Genomic DNA, 13,644 nt, shown 5'->3' on the forward strand with positions numbered 1-13,644 from the left:
CCGTCATCCTCCGAGGCTCCGGGTCAGGGTCCGTTCCGCCGACCGCACCTGCGCGAGTTCGGCGTCGTCGAGGGTCCGTCCCTGCACCTCGGCGTCGCGGATCGCGATGACCAGGTCGTAGGTCCGGGCCTGCGGGTCTCCCGGCCGCTCGACCGCCCGCACCGCGTGCCGACGGGCGATGCGGCGCAGGCGTCGGTGGTGCCCGCGGTGGCGCAGGTCACGGCCCCACCGCCGGAACGTCAGCGAGGCCATCGCCACGACGATGAGCACGATGCCGAGGTAGAACGGCGGGTCGAAGGCCAGGCGCAGGCCGTCCCGCACCCCGGCCGGGAAGAGCCCGAAGTGGTCGGCGGTGAGCGAGGCCACCTCGTCGAGACTCGCCACGACGACCAGCGCGAGCCCGACGCGGAACACCACGAGCGCCACCGGGTTCTGCAGCACGCCGCGGCGCAGTGTCGTCGCGGCGATCAGTCCCACGCCCACCATGTACGCGGTCGCGTAGAGCCACATCGGGGTCTGCTCGATCTCGCGCACGATGAAGTGGAAGTCGGTCCCGCCACGCTCCTCGACCAGCAGGAACGGCACCGTGAAGGCCACGACCACGACGAGCAGCGCCACCGGCCTGGCGAGCACCGGGCGCTCCGGCAGGTCGTCCGTGCTCGCGCGGAGCATCAGCCAGAAGGCGACGGTCGCGCAGACGTTCTGCACCAGGTTGATGAGGTTCGAGCCGCCCAGGGCACCGTCGAGCACCGGCTGCGGCACGACGCTGCCGAGGGTCAGGAGCCCGAGCGCCCCGACGCCGGTGGCACCCCAGGCCGCCCGGCCACGGGGGTTCCGCAGCACGTACGGCGTGCGGGCGAGGAAGATCAGCGCCGCGAACCAGAAGGCCGCGGCGTGCAGGACGGCCATCAGCCGTAGGCCCGCTCGTCCGCGCCCGTGGCCCCGGCGAGCAGGACCGTCGCGAGCTCGTAGGCGAACCGTTCGGCGAAGTGCTCGTCGTCGTCGGAGATGCTCACGAGCCCTGAGTCGGCGTCGAGCGCCCGACGGCAGACGTGGCCCCCGGCGGCGAACTCGGCCACGGACGACGGGGTGGGGGTGCCGACGTCGCCGTGCACCAGGTGCCCGAGCTCGTGCAGCACGCAGTGCATGCGGTAGAGCGGCGGTGCGTCGGCCGGCACGAGCACCAGGTTCTCGTGCTCGAACTGCGACACGAGTGCGGTGAGCGGACCCCAGCTCGGGCCGTCGACGTCGACGACGCGCGTGGGCTTGCCGACCATCCGACCGACGCCGGTCACCACGTCGGACAGCTGCGGCGCACGGGGCAGGGTGGCGACGAGGGCACGGACGGCACCGGACGCACCGAGCTGCTCCGCCATCGCGCCTCCGATCTCCGCGGCAAGACTACCGGCAGGTCCCCCTTGTGGACGAGAACGGCCGGACGTAACCTACAACCAAATGGTTGTACGAATCGAACTGTCCGACGCCGAGGTCGACCGGGTGTTCCACGCACTGGCCGACGCGACCCGTCGTGACATCGTCCGGCGCACGCTCGTCGGGTCGTCGTCCGTGAGCGAGCTCGCGGACGCCTACTCGATGTCGTTCGCCGCCGTCCAGAAGCACGTCGCCGTCCTCGAAGGAGCCGGACTCGTGAGCAAGGAGGCCCGCGGCCGCACCCGCATCGTGCGCGCCGAGCCGGAGCAGCTCGACCGGGTCCGTGCCCTCCTCGACGCCTACGGCCGCCTCTGGCACAGCCGGATGGACCGCCTGGGCGACCTGCTCGACGGCGACGCGTCCGGACACCCAGCACCAGACGACACCCGACGACACCAGGAGCGATGATGCCCACCACGTCCGTCCACACCGATCCCGACACCCTCTCGATGACCCTCGTCGCCGAGTTCCCCGTCCCCGTCGAACGCCTCTGGGCCGCCTTCGCCGACCCACGCCAGCTCGAGCGGTTCTGGGGACCGCCCGGCTTCCCCGCGACCTTCACGACGTTCGACCTGCGCCCGGGCGGCCGTGCCGATTACCGGATGACGTCACCGCAGGGCGAGCGGTTCCACGCCGTCTGGCAGGTCACCGAGGTCGACGAGCCCCGTCGCATCGTCTTCCGCGACCTGTTCACCGACCCCGAGGGCACCGTCGACGAGTCACTGCCCGCGGGCGAGACCGTGTTGTCGTTCGGCCCGGCCGACGACGGCTCACGGGTCACCGTGGTGTCCTCGTTCGCCTCGGCCGCCGACCTCGACGCGATGCTCCGGATGGGCATGCTCGAGGGCTACCAGCAGGCGTTCGGCCAGCTCGACCGGGTGCTCGCCGACCTGCGCGAGTGGGCCCTCGGTGCGGGCACCGAGACCGAGGTCCTCGACGACACCCACGTCCGGATCACCCGGGGGTTCGCGGCGCCGCGGCACCTGCTCTGGCGGGCGCACACCGAGCCCGACCTGGTGCGCCGGTGGCTGCTCGGCCCCGACGGGTGGGAGATGACGGTGTACGAGAACGACCTGACCCCGGGCGGCGCGTTCCGACAGGCCTGGGCACCGACGGGTGACACCGAGGGCGAGCCCTTCGGGTTCGAGGGCGAGAACCTCGTCGTCGAACCGGAACGCCGGATGGTGTCGACCGAGCGCATGACCGGGGCGCCCTTCCCGCCGAACACGAACGACCTGCAGTTCGACGAGGACGACGGCGTCACGCTCATGACGCTGCTCGTCACCTACCCGGACCGGGAACAGCGGGACATGATCCTCGCGACCGGCATGACGGAGGGCATGGAGGCCAGCTACCAGCGGCTGGAGCGCGAGGTCCTGTCCGCGACGTGACCAGCAGACGGACGGGAGGCCCGTGGCGGCGCCGCCACGGGCCTCCCGTCCGTCCGGTGTCCGGTCCAGGACGCCTCGTGCCGGTCCAGGACGCCTCGTGCCGGTCCAGGACGCCTCGTGCCGGTCTAGGACACCTCGTAGTGCCGCGCGCCGCCGCGCACGCCGGCGAACCGGAACGGCGCGGTCGTGACGCGCGGACGCTCGACGTCCTCGCTGGTGGCGGCACCCGCGGCGTGCAGCGCGCGGTACGCGTCGACCGTCAGCGGGACCCGTGCCTCGAGCAGCGACCGCACACGACCCGCACGACGGTGCTCGCGGTAGTCGGGCCGGACGGTGCCGGTGATGAGCTCACCGACGCTGCCCGAGCCGTAGCTGAACAGGCCGAGTCGCTCCCCCGCCAGGTCGTCGTCCAGGTCGAGCAGCGCTGCGAGCCCGATCCAGAGCGACGCCGTGTAGGTGTTGCCGGTCTGCCGGTTGTAGGTGAACCCGATCGCCAGGTCGGCCTCGTCGAACGGTGCGCCGACGTGCTGCGTGAGCTTGCGGTGCGCCTTGATCGCCATCTTGGTGAAGGGCTGGTGGTGCACGAAGCGGGCGATGTCGTCGTACGCCGGGCCGCCCTGTTCCGCCAGGTCGTCCCAGGCACCGACGAACGCGTTGACGTACGCGCTCACCGAGAGCCGACCGTCGACCAGCGCGGTGGAGCGGTCGTTCGGCCGCCAGAAGTCGTCGACGTCCGCCGTGTAGACGCCCGCTGCAGGCTCGATCTCGATCAGGTCGGGGTCGGCGGACACCAGGATCGCGGCGGCACCGGCACCCTGGGTCGGCTCGGCCGGGGTGTCGGCGTCGTACCGGGCGACGTCGGCGGCGATGACGAGCACCCGCTCGTGCGGGGCACGGGCGACGATGCCGAGTGCGAGCTGCACCGCGGCCATCCCGCCGTAGCAGGCCTGCTTCAGCTCGACCACGCGGACGGCCTTCGGCAGCCCGAGCAGGCCGTGCACGTACACGCCGGCGGCCTTCGACTGGTCGACGCCGGACTCGGTGGCGAACAGCACCGTGCGGATGCCGTCGACGCCGTGCCGGTCGATGAGCTCCTTCGCCGCCGCGGCGCCCATCGTGACGATGTCCTCGTCGGGCGCGGGCACGCTGAAGGCGTCCTGCCCGATGCCGACGTGGTACTTCGCCGGGTCGACGCCGAGCCGCTCGGCCAGGTCGTCGAGCTCGAGCACGTGGTGCCCGGTCGCGATCGCGATGTCGTGGATGCCGACGCCGGTCATGCCGCACCCCCTGCGGGCTTCGCGCCGCGGCGTTCCATGGCGACGTGGGCGGCCATCAGCTCACCCGGGTTGGTCTGTGCGGCGAGGAGCGAGAGCTCCCCGCACAGGACGGTCGCGGCGCACAGGGCGGCGAGGCGGCGGGCGTTCCCGCCCGGCTCGCGGTCTTCGCGGCAGCCGAGGCGCACCAGGGCGTCCTCGACGACGGGCAGGTCCCCGCCCTTGCCGTTGCCGACCGTGCCGACGATCAGGTGCGGCAACGAGGTCGCGAAGTACAGGTCGCCGTCGCGGTCCTCGGCGCTCGTGATGCCCTGCGAACCCTCGACGATGTTGGCGGCGTCCTGCCCGGTGGCCAGGTAGAAGCCGAGCAGCATGTTCGCGTAGTGGGCGTTCGCCGAGCGGATGGCCCCGGCGATCGTCGACCCGATCAGGTTCTTCGCGATGTTGAGCTCGACGATCCGCGCGGTGCTCGACCGCAGGCGCTTCTCGACGACCTCGCCGGGGATCACGATCTCGGCGATGGTGTTGCGGCCGCGGCCACGGATGCCGTTCACCGCGGTCGCCTTCTTGTCGGTGCAGAAGTTGCCCGACACCGAGACGTACCGCAGGCCCGGCTGCCAGTCCAGGATCGCCGGCAGCAGCTTGTCCGCCGCCTGCGTGACCATGTTGTGGCCGGAGGCGTCGCCGGTGGTGAACGCGAAGCGCAGGAACAGCAGGTCCCCGACGATCTCCGGGTGCACCTCGATGAGCTTGGCGAACCGGCTCTGTCCGGACACGATCGCGGCGAGCTCGTCCTGGCGCGCGAGGATCTGGCCCGCGGCGACGTGAGCTGCTGCGGCGCTGTCGGCACGGACCACGACGGAGCGGGTCATGCGCTCGTCGACGACGGTCGCGACGATGCCGTCCTCGACCATGCGCGAGATGCGGGCGCCGCGGCCGACGGACGGCCAGAGCGGCGACTCGTAGGTGGCGAGGGGGACCTCGTGCTCCCCCTGCACGGCGTTGCCGCTGACGCGGATCGGGCCGACCCACTTGGTGGGGATCGGTGTGAGCAGGTCACTCATCGAGGGCTCCTTCTGGTGCTCGCACCGCGACGCTGAGGTGTCTGATGTCGTGCGCCTCCCAGGCGCGGTGGATGCCGGCGGGGTCGGTGTCCGCCGGGACGAGCGCGATGCCGCAGTCGCCGCCGCCGGCCCCGGACGGTTTCGCCGCCCCGCCCGCGGCCTCGACGACGTCGCACAGGGTCGCGAGGCGCTCGGTCTCGATCTGCGACCCGACGGACGCACCGAGGCGCTGCAACAGCCCGCGGGCGCGTCGGAGGGCACCGAGCGTGCGCTCGGCGTCGCCGGTCTGGAGGCCCGTGGTCAGGTCGTCGACGGCGCTGCGGCTCTCGTCGAGGAACGCCTGGTACCCGCCGTTGCGGTGCCGACGCACCACGTCGACGAGCTTCGTGGTGGACGCGGGCGAGCCGGTCCAGCCGACGAGCAGCTGCAGGTTCTCGGGGGCGGGCAGCCGCTGGACGTCGAAGCCGGCCCAGGCGTCGGCGTCCGTCAGGATCGCGGACACGGCGTGGTCGCCGAGCATCGCGGCGAGGCGCTCGCGGTCGGGGGCGCTGTAGCGCAGCCAGCCGCCGAACGTGCTCGCAGCGAGGTCGCCGCCGGAGGCCCGGGGGTTCACCCGGATGGTGGCGAGCAGCGCGACCTGGAAGCGCTGGCGCTGCGTCAGGCCGATGCCGTAGAAGCGGTCGAGGGCGCCGACCGTGGCGACGGTGACCGCGGCCGAGGACCCGAGCCCGAACTTCCGGCCGCTGGCGTCGTCCAGTTGGCTCTCGATGCGCAGGTCGTGGAACCGCGGGGCGATGCCGTGCTCGGCGCGGAGCTTCTCGACCAGGTCGATCGTGGCCATCACGTAGTCGTACGGGTGGTGCTCACGGTCGAGCGCCAGGCCGTCCTCGGCACGGGTCCACGTGAGCGGCAGGTGCCCGTACTCCTCGGAGTGCACGCTGCCCGCACCGTGGCCCTCGCGCACCTTCGCCGTGATGGCGCGGTCGAGGGCGATCAGGACGGACGGCTGGCCCGGCTCGACGACGGCGTACTCGCCGGCGACGAACAGCTTGCCGTGTGCACGGAACTCGATCACTGCGCGGACTCCTTCTGGTCGGGATTGCTCCCGATCTCTTCGGAGCGGAGCACCCGCGCGGCAGGTCCGGTGCCGGACTCGATGACGTCCCCCAGCGACGCGAGCGCGCCGGCGACCGCCGACCGGTCCTGCGGCTTCGTGAGCACGACGACGTTCGGGCCCGCGTCGGCCGTGGCGTAGGCCTCGGTACCGCCGGCGCGCAGCTCGGCGACGGCGTCGAACACGGCGACGCTGCGGGCGGTGAGGTAGCGGATCGGCGGGAACGCGCCCTCGATCGTCGCGTGCATGCGGAGCGCGTTGCTCTCGGTGATCTCGCCGATGCGGGTGAAGTCGCCGGCCGCGCAGGCCGTGAGCATGTCGCCGACGGTCTCGGTCGTCGAGGTCACCCAGGCCGGGTAGAAGGGCGACGTCGCGATGGTGCGGCGCATGGCCTCGCGCGACCCGATCGGCTTCGGGCCCGCGTCGATCGTGACCACGACCATCGCCATCGGCGGGGCCGGGATCGGCTCGGCGAAGGAGCCCTGGTCGTCGCCCGCGTGCCAGACGGCGACACCGCCGGGGATCGAGCGCGTGGCCGAGCCGGAACCGCGACGGGCCAGACGGGACAGGTCGCGCGGCGACAGGTCGAGGCCGTAGGCCGCGGCGGCCGCGGTCGCCAGGGCGGCGAAGCCGGACGCGCTCGAGGCCAGCCCGGCACCGGTCGGGACCGTGTTCTCGGACACCACCGACGCCCGCTCGGACGACCCCGCGAGCTCGCGCACCAGGTCGAGGAACTGCTGCACGCGCACCAGCGCACCGTCGTCGACGACGTGACCGTTCAGCGTGAACGCGTCACGCGCCTCCCGTCCGCCGTCCACCGTGACGGTGGTCGTCGTCGGGAACACGTCGAGCCCCATCGAGACGCTGCCCGTGGCGGGCAGCGCGAGCTGCGCGTCCGCCTTCCCCCAGTACTTGACGAGGGCGATGTTGGGGTGCGCGACGGCGGTGGCTGTCAGCAAGCGCGGGCTCCGATCGTGGTGGTCCAGGTGGCTGCGGCCCCTGCGCCGCGGAGTGCGGCCGCGATGCGGGCCGCGTGGTCGTCGTCCGTGGCGAGCGCGAGGACGCACCCGCCCCGCCCGCCGCCGGTGAGCTTCGCGCCGAGGGCGTCCGCAGCGCGTGCGGCGTCGACGAGCCGGTCCAGGTCGTCACTCGACACGTCGAGTGTGCTGAGCAGGTCGTGCGCGGCGTCCATGGTGGCACCCAGAGCCTGGGCGTCGCCGTCCTCGAGTGTCCCCCGTGCCCGCCGGGCGAGCGCGCCGATCCGGTCGATCACGGCACCGACACCGACCGGGTCCTGGTCGTGGCGGGCGCGGACGGCCGAGACGGCCTCGCGAGTGTGCCCGGGGACGCCGGTGTCCGCGACGACGAAGGTGAACCGGGCGCCGAGCGCCACGGGTTCGATCCGGCCGCCCTCGAACCAGACCGGTGCGGACGCGACGACGCCCCGGGCGTCGAGGCCGGACGGTCGGCCGTGGGCGACGCGCTCGCACTCCTGGATGAGCTCGTGGTGGGTCTCGACGTCGAGGGTCTCGCCCAGGGCATCGGCGACGGCGGCGGTCACGGCGGCGGCGACCGCGGCGCTCGAGCCCATGCCGCGGGCGGTCGGGACCTCGCTGTCGACCCGGACGTGGAAGTGGCGGTCGGTGACCCCGAAGTGGCGCAGGGTCGCGGTGACGGCGGTGACGGTCGGCATCACGGCCGCGGGTGCGAGGTCGAGAGGGCCGGTGTGCACGGTCGACTGCAGGCTGTGACCGGGCTGCTCGGCGTCGGCGGCGACCGGCGTGACCGTCGCCACGACCCGCGCGTCGAGCACCGGCAGGACGAGAGCGGGTGCGCCGTAGACCACGGCGTGCTCACCGATCAGGATCGTCTTGCCGTGGGACGACGCCGATCCGTTGCCGGGGGTCGTGGTGTTGTCGAGGTCGCTGCTGGTCATCGTGGGTCACGTCAGCCTAACCGTCCGGGCCGTCGGCGTGTTCGTCAGCTGGGCATCCGCTGCATCGAGTTGTGCACAACTGGGTTGCGTGACAGTGTGGACGCATGCCCGTGACCGACGAAATGGTGTGCTTCTCCCTCTACGCGGCGTCCCGCGCCACCACGCAGGCGTACCGCACGATGCTCGAACCCTGGGGCCTGACGTACCCGCAGTACCTGGTGCTCGTGACCCTGTGGGTCGAGGGCGACCAGACCGTCTCGGGCCTCGGCGAACACCTGCAGCTCGACTCCGGCACCCTCTCGCCGCTGCTCCGCCGCATGGAGCAGAGCGAGCTGGTCCGCCGCGAGCGCCGCAGCACCGACGAGCGCGTCGTCACGGTGACCGTCGGTGAACGCGGCCGCGAACTGCGGTCCGAGCTGAGCGGCATCCCCGCGCGGATCGCCGCAGGCATGGGCCTGGCCGACGAACGCGCGGCCGCCGAGCTCATCGCGACGCTGCACCGGCTGACCGAGACGATGCACGCGGCAGCCGACCCCGCCGGTGCAGCTGGCACTGGCGCCGTTTCGCGCTGAGCGACACCTCACGCCCCCGTGCGCCCGTGAACTGTCGCGGAGCGCGAGAGCACGCCGCACGCCCCCGAACTTCACGATCCGCCCCACAAGGAAGGAACCCCATGGAAACCCTCTACACCGCCGAGGCCCTGGCCACCGGCGAAGGCCGCAACGGCCACGTCGCCACGAGCGACGGCACGGTCGAGTTCGACCTCGCCATCCCGAAGGAGATGGGTGGCTCCGGCAACGGCGCCAACCCCGAGCAGCTCTTCGCCGCCGGCTACGCCGCCTGCTTCCACTCCGCACTGCAGGGCGTCGCCCGCAGCCAGAAGGTGAAGATCACCGACTCGTCCGTCGGCGGTCGCGTGTCGATCGGGCCGAACGGCAACGGTGGCTACCAGCTCGCCGTCATGCTCGAGGTCGTCATCCCCGGCCTGGAGCACGACCAGGCGCAGGCCCTCGCCGATGCAGCCCACCAGGTCTGCCCGTACTCGAACGCGACCCGCGGCAACATCGACGTCACCATCGTCGTCTCGGAGGACTGACCCATGAGCACCACCACCCCCACCACCATGCGCACCGTCGTCCACGAGACGTTCGCCGAGCCCGCCGACGTCCTCGAGGTGCAGGAGCGCCCCGTCCCGACGCCCGGCGCCGGTGAGGTCCTCGTCCGCACGGTCCTCTCCCCCATCCACAACCACGACCTGTGGACCGTCCGCGGCACCTACGGCTTCAAGCCGGAGCTCCCCGCCGCCTCGGGCACCGAGGCACTCGGTGTCGTCGAGGCCCTCGGCGAGGGCGTCACGAACCTGCACGTCGGCCAGCGCGTCGCCGGCGGTGCCTTCGGCGTCTGGGCCGAGTACTACACCGCGAACGCCGCCGGGCTCGTCCCGGTGCCGGACGCGATGACCGACGAGGCCGCCGCCCAGCTCGTCTCGATGCCGTTCAGCGCCATCAGCCTGCTGCACTCGCTCGACCTGCACGAGGGCGACTGGATCATCCAGAACGCCGCCAACGGTGCGGTCGGTCGCATGGTCGCCCAGCTCGGTGCCGCCCGCGGCATCAACGTGATCGGACTCGTCCGTCGCGCCGCCGGTGTCGACGAGCTCCGCGAGCAGGGCATCGAGCGCATCGTCGCCACCGACGCCGACGACTGGCAGGACCAGGTCGCCGCGATCACCGGTGGTGCACCGATCATCGCCGGCGTCGAGTCGGTCGGTGGCAAGGCCGCCGGCGACATCGCCTCCGTGCTGGGCGAGAACGCCACCCTCGTCGTCTTCGGCGCGATGGCGTCGCCGACGCTCGAGATCCCGTCGGGCAAGGTCATCTTCGGCCAGCTCACCGTGAAGGGCTTCTGGGGCTCCGTCGTCAGCAAGACGATGCCGGCCGAGACGAAGGGGCAGCTCTTCGGTGAGCTCATCACCCGCGTGCTCGACGGCTCGCTGACGCTCCCCGTCGCCGAGACCTTCGCCTTCGAGCAGGTCCGCGACGCCGTGCGCGCCAGCGACACCGCCGGCCGCGTCGGCAAGGTGCTCCTGCGCCCGTAGCGCGCCACAGGACGGACGGGAGGCCCGGTGCCAGCTGGCACCGGGCCTCCCGTCCGTCTGTCGTTGCGTCTAGCGGCGTGACGCCTTCTCCGGGACGGTGAAGATGTTGCCGGTGGTGACGCCCTCTTCGACCTCTTCGAGGGTGCGACCGCGGCTCTCCGGCACGAACTTCCAGATGAAGAGCAGCGCCAGCAGTCCGACGACCCCGAAGCCGAAGAAGGTCCCGGTGATACCGGTCGCGGCGACGATCGTCGGGAAGTACAGCCCGAGGAACGCGTTCGCGATCCAGAGGCAGAACACCGAGATGCCCATGCCGAGCGCACGGATCTGGGTCGGGAAGATCTCGGACAGCACGACCCAGACCGCGATGTTGAGGAAGGTCTGCATCGAGCCGACGAACGCGACGACCAGGAACAGGATGACCCACGGGCGGGCCGGGTTGCCCTCGGGCAGCGCCACCGACGCGATGCCGATGAGGAAGTGGCAGATCGTCGTCAGCGTGAACCCGAGGATCAGGGTCGTGCGGCGGTTGATCTTCTCCATGTTGTACAGCGCGATGACGCCACCGATCACGGCGATCACGCCGGGGGCGATGTTGGCGATGAGCGCGGCCGACGCCTGGAACCCTGACTCGATGAGCACGGTCTGGCCGTAGTACATGATCGAGTTGATGCCGGTGAGCTGCTGCGCGACGCCGAGCCCGGCACCGATGAGCACGATGCGGATGAGCCACTTGTTCCCGCGCAGCGTGTGCCAGCCGCTGACGCGCTCGACCTTCGCTTCGAGGTCGTTGCTCCGCTTGATGTCGTCGAGCTCGGCGCGGGCCCGATCGGTGGTCCGGACCTGCTCGAGGACCGAAAGCGCCTCGTCGTAGCGGTCCTTCGACGCGAGCCAGCGCGGCGACTCCGGTACCCGCAGCATCCCGACGAACAGCGCGATCGCGGGGAGCGCACAGACGGCCAGCATGACGCGCCACACCCCGTTGCCCTCACCCCACACGTTGCCGATGATCGCGTTGACCACGAACGCGGCGAGCTGACCGATCACGATCATCAGTTCGTTGCGGCCGGACAGCGACCCGCGGATCTCGTACGGCGCGAGTTCGGCGAGGAACACCGGCACCACCGTGGATGCACCACCCACCGCGAGGCCGAGGAGCACACGACCGACGACGATGACCTCGAACGTCGGCGCGAACACGCAGATCAGCGTGCCGACGAAGAACGTGACGGCGAGCAGGATGATGGTCTTGCGACGACCCCAGCCGTCGGCGATGCGGCCGCCGAGCATGGCGCCGATCGCGGCGCCGAAGAGCAGCGAGCTGGTGACCACGCCCTCGGTGAAGTTCGTGAGACCGAGCTCGGCCTTCATCGGGTTCAGCGCACCGTTGATGACACCGGTGTCGTACCCGAAGAGCAACCCGCCGAACGTGGCGACGAGGGCCAGCACGCCGAGTCGTCGGCGGTGCGGCCCGGTCCCCAACGGGGGCAGTGCGACAGTCGGGGCTGTCGGTTTGATGTCGACCATTCGGTGACTCCTTCGTCGGTGATCGCGCGTCAGTGCGTGGACCGATCGTAACCCGATTCCATGTCCTGTCAATTGGACATTCTGTCGTCAGGTCGTTTGGATCGGTCCACAGAAGGCCTGATGAGGACGGGAGCGGTCCAATCCGCGGATCGGGCTCAGCGCTCGTCGTCGACGGGGCCCTGGCCCAGGACGTCCCCCAACGAGGCCATGTCGGCACCGTGGTCGGTGTAGCGGCGAACGGTCCGTCGGGCGGCGGCACTCGCGGCACCGGACAGGGCGGGGTTGCGTCGGGCGGCGTCGGCGACGCGTCCGGCGTGCCCCGCGGTGGAGAGCAGCACGTTCGCGAGCGCACGGGCGTCGCCGCGTTCGGGGACCCCGGTCACGGTCCAGGCCGTGCGGACCTGGGCGTCGGGGGTGACGCCGCGACGAGTGCCCATCCGGTGCCAGTCCGACAGCACGCCCTCGGTGCGTGAGGCCGCGCGGTCCGCCTCGCCTGCGCGTCGGCGTGCGGCGTCGCGGGCGTCGGACTCGGCGTCCGCACCCTCGACCGTGTCGTACCGGTCGGTGAGCCCCTCGGCACGTCGTCGGACGCTGTCGGCCCGTTCACGCGCTGCGGCGTCGTCACCACCGGCCGCTGCGATGCGGGCGGCGTGCGCGGCGGCAGCCGCGGCGAGGATCTCCGAACGCTCCATGCCCTCGACCGTAGCCGCTCCGACCGACACCATCTCGCCGCTCGACGACCGGGGTGCATCCCGGGACACACCCCGACGTTCACCGTCGATCGCGCACCCGCCGCCGCGTTACCCTCGAGGTGAGGGGGGATCATGAAACAGACCGGCGCGATCGCCATCGTGATGGTGGCCGGCGTGGTGCTGTCCGGCTGCTCGCTGCTGCGGGGACCGGACGATGTCCCGCCCGCTCCCTCCAGTCCGCCGGCATCCAGCCCGACGGCGAGCGAGACCCCGGCGGCGACCCCGACCGGCGAGTCCGCATCGGACCTGATCGAGGCGTCGGCGAACCCGCGCACACCGACCCCGGTGCCGACGGAGGCCGCCGCACCCGCACCGACGCTGACCCCGATCCCCGCCGGGACCGTCCTGGCCCAGGGCGACGTGGCCTCGCCGAAGGGCAGCGTGCACTTCCACTTCCGGGTGGTCGCGGACGGCGACGACACGTTCACCGCGCAGTACTCCGGGATCACCTCGACGCTGCCGGTGCCGATCGGCGTCGCGTTGTTCGACCTGCCCCGGGCGGTGGGTGACGGCCTGACCTACCCCGGAGTCGGCGACCGGACGCTCGGTGGCCCGACCAGCGGGACGATCGCGACCGACGTCCCGTTGGACGGATCCGGGGTCGACCCGTCACACCTCGGCACCCTCGTGACCTACTCCGCCGCGGCCGCCGGGCAGGACGTCCCCGTCGAGATCTCCGCGGGCAAGGTCCTCGCGGTGTCCACCGTGCGGTGGTCCGTCCCCGCGCGGCAGACGAACGTGCACCCCAAGGACGCCGGACGACGGGCGAACGCGACCGGTACCGTCACCGCGACCACAGCCGCCGGCGCGCCGAGGTCCTACGGCGTCGCACCGGACGACCTGATCGGGGACGTCGCGGCGCGGTTCGGCATCACCGTCCGCGACCTGGTCTGGCTCAACGAGGGCGTCCAGGTGTTCGGCGAGGACCAGCACCTGTACGAGGGCACGTCCCTCAACCTCGACCCGCTCGCCCGCTGAGCTGCGGCGCGGGGCGGCAGGCGGCGTTTCGCGCTGAGCGACACCTCACGGGCCAGCGCGCGCGTGAGGTGTCGCTGAC

General features: G+C 72.0%; 15 protein-coding genes. 6 read left to right on the forward strand and 9 right to left on the reverse strand.

All coding sequences use genetic code 11. The features are described from left to right. Positions 1-3: 3 nt before the first annotated feature. Both ACZZ9K_RS07470 and ACZZ9K_RS07475 read right to left on the reverse strand, forming a co-directional pair. Positions 4-909 (reverse strand): hypothetical protein, encoded by a 906-nt coding sequence (locus ACZZ9K_RS07470; protein WP_027466018.1) that lies wholly within the window; start codon positions 907-909, stop codon positions 4-6. Next, positions 909-1,376 carry a hypothetical protein gene (locus ACZZ9K_RS07475; RefSeq protein ID WP_027466017.1) on the reverse strand — a complete coding sequence of 156 codons (468 nt, stop codon included), beginning with the start codon at positions 1,374-1,376 and terminating at the stop codon, positions 909-911. Before ACZZ9K_RS07475 ends, ACZZ9K_RS07470 begins: the two co-directional genes overlap by 1 nt. 79 nt (positions 1,377-1,455) lie before the next feature. Here ACZZ9K_RS07475 and ACZZ9K_RS07480 point away from each other — a divergent pair, with 79 nt between their 5' ends. Continuing rightward, a complete protein-coding gene (locus ACZZ9K_RS07480; protein ID WP_111047295.1) occupies positions 1,456-1,839 on the forward strand; it encodes an ArsR/SmtB family transcription factor in 384 nt (127 codons plus the stop codon). Next, a complete protein-coding gene (locus ACZZ9K_RS07485; protein WP_463443726.1) occupies positions 1,839-2,822 on the forward strand; it encodes an SRPBCC family protein in 984 nt (327 codons plus the stop codon). The genes ACZZ9K_RS07480 and ACZZ9K_RS07485 overlap by 1 nt, the downstream gene beginning before the upstream one ends. A 125-nt stretch (positions 2,823-2,947) precedes the next feature. Here the strand turns inward: ACZZ9K_RS07485 and ACZZ9K_RS07490 are convergent, their stop codons facing one another. From ACZZ9K_RS07490 to mvk, 5 genes are read right to left on the reverse strand one after another with little or no spacing between them, the layout of a single operon-like run. After that, complete coding sequence (locus tag ACZZ9K_RS07490; RefSeq protein WP_463443727.1) at positions 2,948-4,099, reverse strand: hydroxymethylglutaryl-CoA synthase; 1,152 nt, start codon at positions 4,097-4,099, stop codon at positions 2,948-2,950. Continuing rightward, positions 4,096-5,160, reverse strand: coding sequence for a hydroxymethylglutaryl-CoA reductase (locus ACZZ9K_RS07495; RefSeq protein WP_027466013.1), 1,065 nt, complete (start codon positions 5,158-5,160; stop codon positions 4,096-4,098). The genes ACZZ9K_RS07490 and ACZZ9K_RS07495 overlap by 4 nt, the downstream gene beginning before the upstream one ends. Next, on the reverse strand, positions 5,153-6,235 hold the full coding sequence (locus ACZZ9K_RS07500) for a phosphomevalonate kinase (RefSeq protein WP_138801824.1): 1,083 nt from the start codon (positions 6,233-6,235) through the stop codon (positions 5,153-5,155). The genes ACZZ9K_RS07495 and ACZZ9K_RS07500 overlap by 8 nt, the downstream gene beginning before the upstream one ends. Continuing rightward, positions 6,232-7,233 (reverse strand): diphosphomevalonate decarboxylase, encoded by a 1,002-nt coding sequence (gene mvaD, locus ACZZ9K_RS07505; RefSeq protein ID WP_138801825.1) that lies wholly within the window; start codon positions 7,231-7,233, stop codon positions 6,232-6,234. The genes ACZZ9K_RS07500 and mvaD overlap by 4 nt, the downstream gene beginning before the upstream one ends. After that, complete coding sequence (gene mvk, locus ACZZ9K_RS07510; RefSeq protein ID WP_138801826.1) at positions 7,227-8,210, reverse strand: mevalonate kinase; 984 nt, start codon at positions 8,208-8,210, stop codon at positions 7,227-7,229. The genes mvaD and mvk overlap by 7 nt, the downstream gene beginning before the upstream one ends. A gap of 104 nt (positions 8,211-8,314) precedes the next feature. On the opposite strand from mvk, the gene ACZZ9K_RS07515 reads away from it, so the two are divergent. The 3 genes from ACZZ9K_RS07515 to ACZZ9K_RS07525 all read left to right on the forward strand — a co-directional run bounded on the left by ACZZ9K_RS07515 (position 8,315) and on the right by ACZZ9K_RS07525 (position 10,308). Next, positions 8,315-8,782 carry a MarR family winged helix-turn-helix transcriptional regulator gene (locus tag ACZZ9K_RS07515; RefSeq protein ID WP_463443728.1) on the forward strand — a complete coding sequence of 156 codons (468 nt, stop codon included), beginning with the start codon at positions 8,315-8,317 and terminating at the stop codon, positions 8,780-8,782. A 101-nt stretch (positions 8,783-8,883) separates the two neighbouring features. Beyond that, positions 8,884-9,306, forward strand: coding sequence for an organic hydroperoxide resistance protein (locus ACZZ9K_RS07520; RefSeq protein ID WP_071406102.1), 423 nt, complete (start codon positions 8,884-8,886; stop codon positions 9,304-9,306). A gap of 27 nt (positions 9,307-9,333) precedes the next feature. Next, positions 9,334-10,308 (forward strand): zinc-binding dehydrogenase, encoded by a 975-nt coding sequence (locus tag ACZZ9K_RS07525; RefSeq protein ID WP_463444743.1) that lies wholly within the window; start codon positions 9,334-9,336, stop codon positions 10,306-10,308. A gap of 69 nt (positions 10,309-10,377) precedes the next feature. On the opposite strand, the gene ACZZ9K_RS07530 is transcribed toward ACZZ9K_RS07525, so the two are convergent. Together ACZZ9K_RS07530 and ACZZ9K_RS07535 are read right to left on the reverse strand one after the other, a co-directional pair. Continuing rightward, positions 10,378-11,835 carry a sugar porter family MFS transporter gene (locus ACZZ9K_RS07530; RefSeq protein WP_173035136.1) on the reverse strand — a complete coding sequence of 486 codons (1,458 nt, stop codon included), beginning with the start codon at positions 11,833-11,835 and terminating at the stop codon, positions 10,378-10,380. 155 nt (positions 11,836-11,990) lie between these two features. Then, positions 11,991-12,527, reverse strand: coding sequence for a hypothetical protein (locus ACZZ9K_RS07535; protein WP_463443729.1), 537 nt, complete (start codon positions 12,525-12,527; stop codon positions 11,991-11,993). 132 nt (positions 12,528-12,659) lie between these two features. Between ACZZ9K_RS07535 and ACZZ9K_RS07540 the strand changes: the two genes are divergently transcribed. Continuing rightward, the gene (locus ACZZ9K_RS07540) at positions 12,660-13,565 is read left to right on the forward strand and encodes a LysM domain-containing protein (RefSeq protein ID WP_463443730.1); all 906 of its coding nucleotides are present in this window, start codon (positions 12,660-12,662) and stop codon (positions 13,563-13,565) included. Positions 13,566-13,644: the final 79 nt, after the last annotated feature.

It is taken from the genome of Curtobacterium sp. AC268 (assembly GCF_979258745.1).